At 48.8% G+C, this 4,128-nt stretch carries 3 protein-coding genes; all 3 read right to left on the reverse strand.

Going from position 1 to position 4,128, the window contains the following annotated elements:
• Positions 1-122 precede the first annotated feature (122 nt).
• The 3 genes from LUQ50_RS12920 to LUQ50_RS12930 are packed head-to-tail and all read right to left on the reverse strand — an operon-like array spanning position 123 to position 3,554.
• Positions 123-1,823: a formylmethanofuran dehydrogenase subunit A gene (locus tag LUQ50_RS12920; protein WP_300040300.1), complete on the reverse strand. Its 1,701-nt coding sequence runs from the start codon at positions 1,821-1,823 to the stop codon at positions 123-125.
• A gap of 10 nt (positions 1,824-1,833) precedes the next feature.
• Positions 1,834-3,153: a formylmethanofuran dehydrogenase subunit B gene (locus tag LUQ50_RS12925; protein ID WP_300040302.1), complete on the reverse strand. Its 1,320-nt coding sequence runs from the start codon at positions 3,151-3,153 to the stop codon at positions 1,834-1,836.
• The gene (locus LUQ50_RS12930) at positions 3,153-3,554 is read right to left on the reverse strand and encodes a molybdopterin dinucleotide binding domain-containing protein (protein WP_300040304.1); all 402 of its coding nucleotides are present in this window, start codon (positions 3,552-3,554) and stop codon (positions 3,153-3,155) included. Before LUQ50_RS12930 ends, LUQ50_RS12925 begins: the two co-directional genes overlap by 1 nt.
• Between the last annotated feature and the right edge of the window lie 574 nt (positions 3,555-4,128).

The following is a 4,128-nucleotide window of genomic DNA, read 5'->3' on the forward strand; positions in this document are numbered from 1 at the left end:
ATTCGCCTATTTCCTGATTGCTCTTCCCTGCAAATACATCAGGAGAGATGTGTTCTACCTCAAGGAAGAGTTCTGGAACTTTGGTAAGGGTGAGTTTTATGGTATCCATTTTTTCTTCCCCCTTAATTGGTGTCAACCTCGATCACGTACGGGTTCGGTACGTAGTGGTCAGATACTGCGTAATTGTTCAGGTTAATACTGTAATACTTCAGGAATTTCATCTTCACGTCACGCTCTAACTGCGCATTTGACGGGACCTTTGCATCCACCCAGAGCGTACGCTTGTTACCGTTTGATACGATTTCGCCATGGTCAACGACCAGGGTTCCGGATTTGAAGACGTAGTCAGCAGAGCTGAATGCTTTCTCGATCTGCTCGGCATCCTTGATCTTTGCCTCGTCGATATCAAAGACAGCCACGTCAGCTTCCATACCCTTGTCAAGCCCACCGAACATATTTCCGAGACCGAGTGCCTTTGCAGGGCCTGCACGGGTCATCTGGGCAAGTTCGTAGAACGTGATCTCACGATCAAGCGAAGCAAGATTGGTTGCTGCGATGACCTTGTCAGAATACTTAAAGCCCTTGAGCATCTCCTGTCGTGATTTATCAGACATGAGCCACTTGAAGATACGCGGGTAACGGGTGAATGGACCTGCATTCGGATGATCAGTGGTGATATAGGTCCGCATCGGATCCTTGGCATAGAGTGCCAGTTCAAGACCGATAGCCCACTGGATATCACAGACCTTGATGTTCGGGTCGTACAGATAGGGGACGATACCTGAACTGGTCTCAAGTTCGACGTCCACGTTTGCCCACTTCAGGTGGTTGAGCATGGTCAAATGGTGCTCGAACGGACCGTCTGCAGTCATCGTGGTAGTTTCATCGAAGGTCACACAGCCAAGGTCGATGGTGATGTTCTTGTTGGCGTTGACATAGTCCATGATCTCCTTGGCTTTGGACTCGAAATTACCCCAGCTGTCTCCACCGTACGAGTGGAACTGCACATGCGTGTGGTGGAAGACCTGATCACGACCGAACTTGTTGGTTGGTTTGACATCCTCAGCAAGTTTGAAGGTATCAAGGGTGGTCTCGTAGTTGCCTGGGTTTCCCAGGTTGTTGGTATGGACATGGATCGAGTGTGGGAGTCCCATCTTTTCATTTGCAGTGAGGAGCCCTTTCATGATCTCTGCAGGAGTGATATCGAAGTATGGAACCGGGTCATGAATGGTATTACAGTTCTCACCCCATCCCCAGGCTTCAGAACCACCGGGGTTCACAATCTTGATTGCGTATCCCTTGGTGGTCTTCAGAAGCCAGGAGATGTATGCCATGACATTGTCCATCTCGTTGTTCTTCAGGTACTCAAAGACAAACCAGTTATTTCCGAAGACCGGGAATGCAGCTTCATCGATGATCGGGGTGTCCTTGATCTCCTCATGAACGTGACGGGCATAAAGAGGGGGCATTGCTGCCTCCATGACGGTGGTGTATCCCATCTTGGAATACTCGTACCCAGTCTTGAACGTAGTAGGGATTGAGAATCCACCAGCCATCCGAGTGTTTTTCCCGGTTGGAGTATAGGTGAATAGTTTGTCTTCAGGTCTGAAGTTCCGCCCTTCGTTTACCTTCGGGCCTGCCACGTGTGCATGAATCTCAACTGCACCAGCCATGACGGTTTTTCCCTTGGCATCGATGCTTTTGGCCTTTGAGGATACCTTGTCAACGATCTTGCCGTCCTTGATACAGACATCCTTAACTTCGCCTTTGACGCCGGTCTTCGGGTCGTAGACGGTTCCGTTTTTGATGATATATTCGCTCATGATCTTCTCCTCAGTTTGCTTTGAGCTCCTTCACCCGTTCCAGAACTGCGGAGAGGAACTGCTGATCAGTCATCATTCCCTCTGGTGGATCAACGACTTTGCGTGCTTCGATTGGGACGTTATCCATACGATAGCAGTTGCCACCGACTTCAACCGCGACAAAAGCGACCGGGACATGAACGTCACAGATCTCAGTGGTCGGGGTGATGTGGGGATCGATTGCTACGGACGGAAGCCGGGAGATCTCCTTGACGCACTGCATAGGGAAGTGTGCACCAGGATCACTGCCGAGCACGAGTACCGCATCTACCTCCTTTCGTTTGAGTAACTCGATTGAGCCGGTCTCTCCAGGATTATATCGTGCAAAGCCACGGGAGAGATCGACTGAAAACGGGAACCCATACTGCCAGCCAAGAACCTGGCCTGAACCGGTGACATTATAGTGTCCTCTCATCGCGATGATGGAGAACTTGGTGTATTCGTTCAGATCCTTGGTCAGGCAGATTGCTGCGTCGATATTGTGGTCTTTTCCAAGAGACTGGGTCACTCCCATGCCGAAGAAGATTACTCCGAACCGTCCGGACTTGAGTAGGTCAGCTGCTTCATAGACCGTCTCTCTCGGAACACCGGCGATGATATCTCCTGCAAGTTCTTCTCCACGGACCGCCGCCCGTAAAGCCTGAAGGAGTTCGTAATCATATCCCTGCTCGACCTGAAGGTGAACATCTGCGAGGTTCGAGGTATCGGTTGGCCGGGGATCTACCACAATGATCTTCCGCTGTTTGGCACCTTTTCCGGTGAAGTATCCACGGGGGAAGATTGAGTACCGGGACATGTGCCGGGGATGAGCGTGTGCCGGGTTACATCCCCAGAAGATGATCCGATCTGCACGGTTCTTAACTTCTCCGAGTGTGCAACTGGGGATACCGACATTCTGAACGGCTATCAGAGTGGTTCCATGACAGACTGCTGCGGTATTATCGACGATGGCACCACACTTTTCAGCGATCTCGGCACCAACACTCTGGGCTTCACACGAGGTAGAAGACCAGCCATACATCAGAGGTTTCCGGGCCTTTGACAGAATCTGAGCGGTGTGCTCGATGGCTTCCTCGTATGTGATCTCTTTGAAGGTTCCGTCATCCTGCATCTTCCGGGGTCGGGTAACCCGGTGTGAGAGATCAGATGAATGGAGGAACTTTTCTGCACCGATGGCACAGGCATTATCAATACCGAGAATTTTCTTTCCGGCATCGTCGGTGGTGACGATAAGGTCGTCGCAGAGCGTTCCGCAGAAGGGACAAGTTACATCAGTAACGGTTTTTGACATCAGTTATCACCAAAACAGTAGGCACGGACAAGGTCGACTGAACTCATTACCTTCTCTTCAGGTGCAGGCTCAATGCTAATCGGCACACCTTTGAATGTCGGCATTCCCGTCGAGTAGGTCTCCGTGCTGGTGACTTTATTAGCCCAGGGGCCCATCGGGATAAATGCAACACCAGGATGGGGTCCTTGGGTTGCAGATACTGCTTTGACTACGACATCGCCAAACGAACTGGTCACTTTAACATTACTGTTTTTCATAATGCCAAGTCGCTTGAAATCTGTCTCATCAATCTCAATAATGCCGCAGGCAAGGCGATAATTATCCTTATCCTTGCCACCTTCCATGGATACACCCTGCTGGATGGTGCGACCTGATATCAGGTTGACTGAAATAACGCTCATTTTCTTCCTCGGGTTGAGATGAATGCTCTGCAGGTGGACAGGGGAGTCAATCGGGTTTGACTATGCAACGTTCAGATCGTACCATGCACAATCAGAAACGTTCCCCGTCACGATACAGTACCCACAGTTTTCCAACATTAATATTTAAATGATTTGATTTGATTGAACATTTTTGATGAAATTTGGTGAAACACCAGTAAAATTATTGCCAATAAACTAAACATTCACTAAAGTTAAGAGATTTAAAAGAATAAAAAACTCCCAACTTTTTTGTAAACTTATGCTGAAATTAACAAATTTACATTTATTAACGCATTTTTTATACCAGCCCTAATCCTGGTGCCGCATTTTGATGATTTGTAGTGAAAAAGAGATGAATCAAACGCAGCGATAAAAAATATTATCATTACCAGTGATTTCAGAAACCAAAGCATCCCAGTCATCTGGTTGATATAGCATGAATGGCATACTGAGTACTGCAGGTTTACCTGCATTTTCCTCGGTGGGCAGAATCTCCATGAAGCGTGAACTCGGGTAAGGCTCTCATGGTTCGGGTTGATTCTGCCCGAATACA

The sequence above is a fragment of the Methanospirillum sp. genome, from assembly GCF_028679455.1.
Taxonomy (GTDB): domain Archaea; phylum Halobacteriota; class Methanomicrobia; order Methanomicrobiales; family Methanospirillaceae; genus Methanospirillum.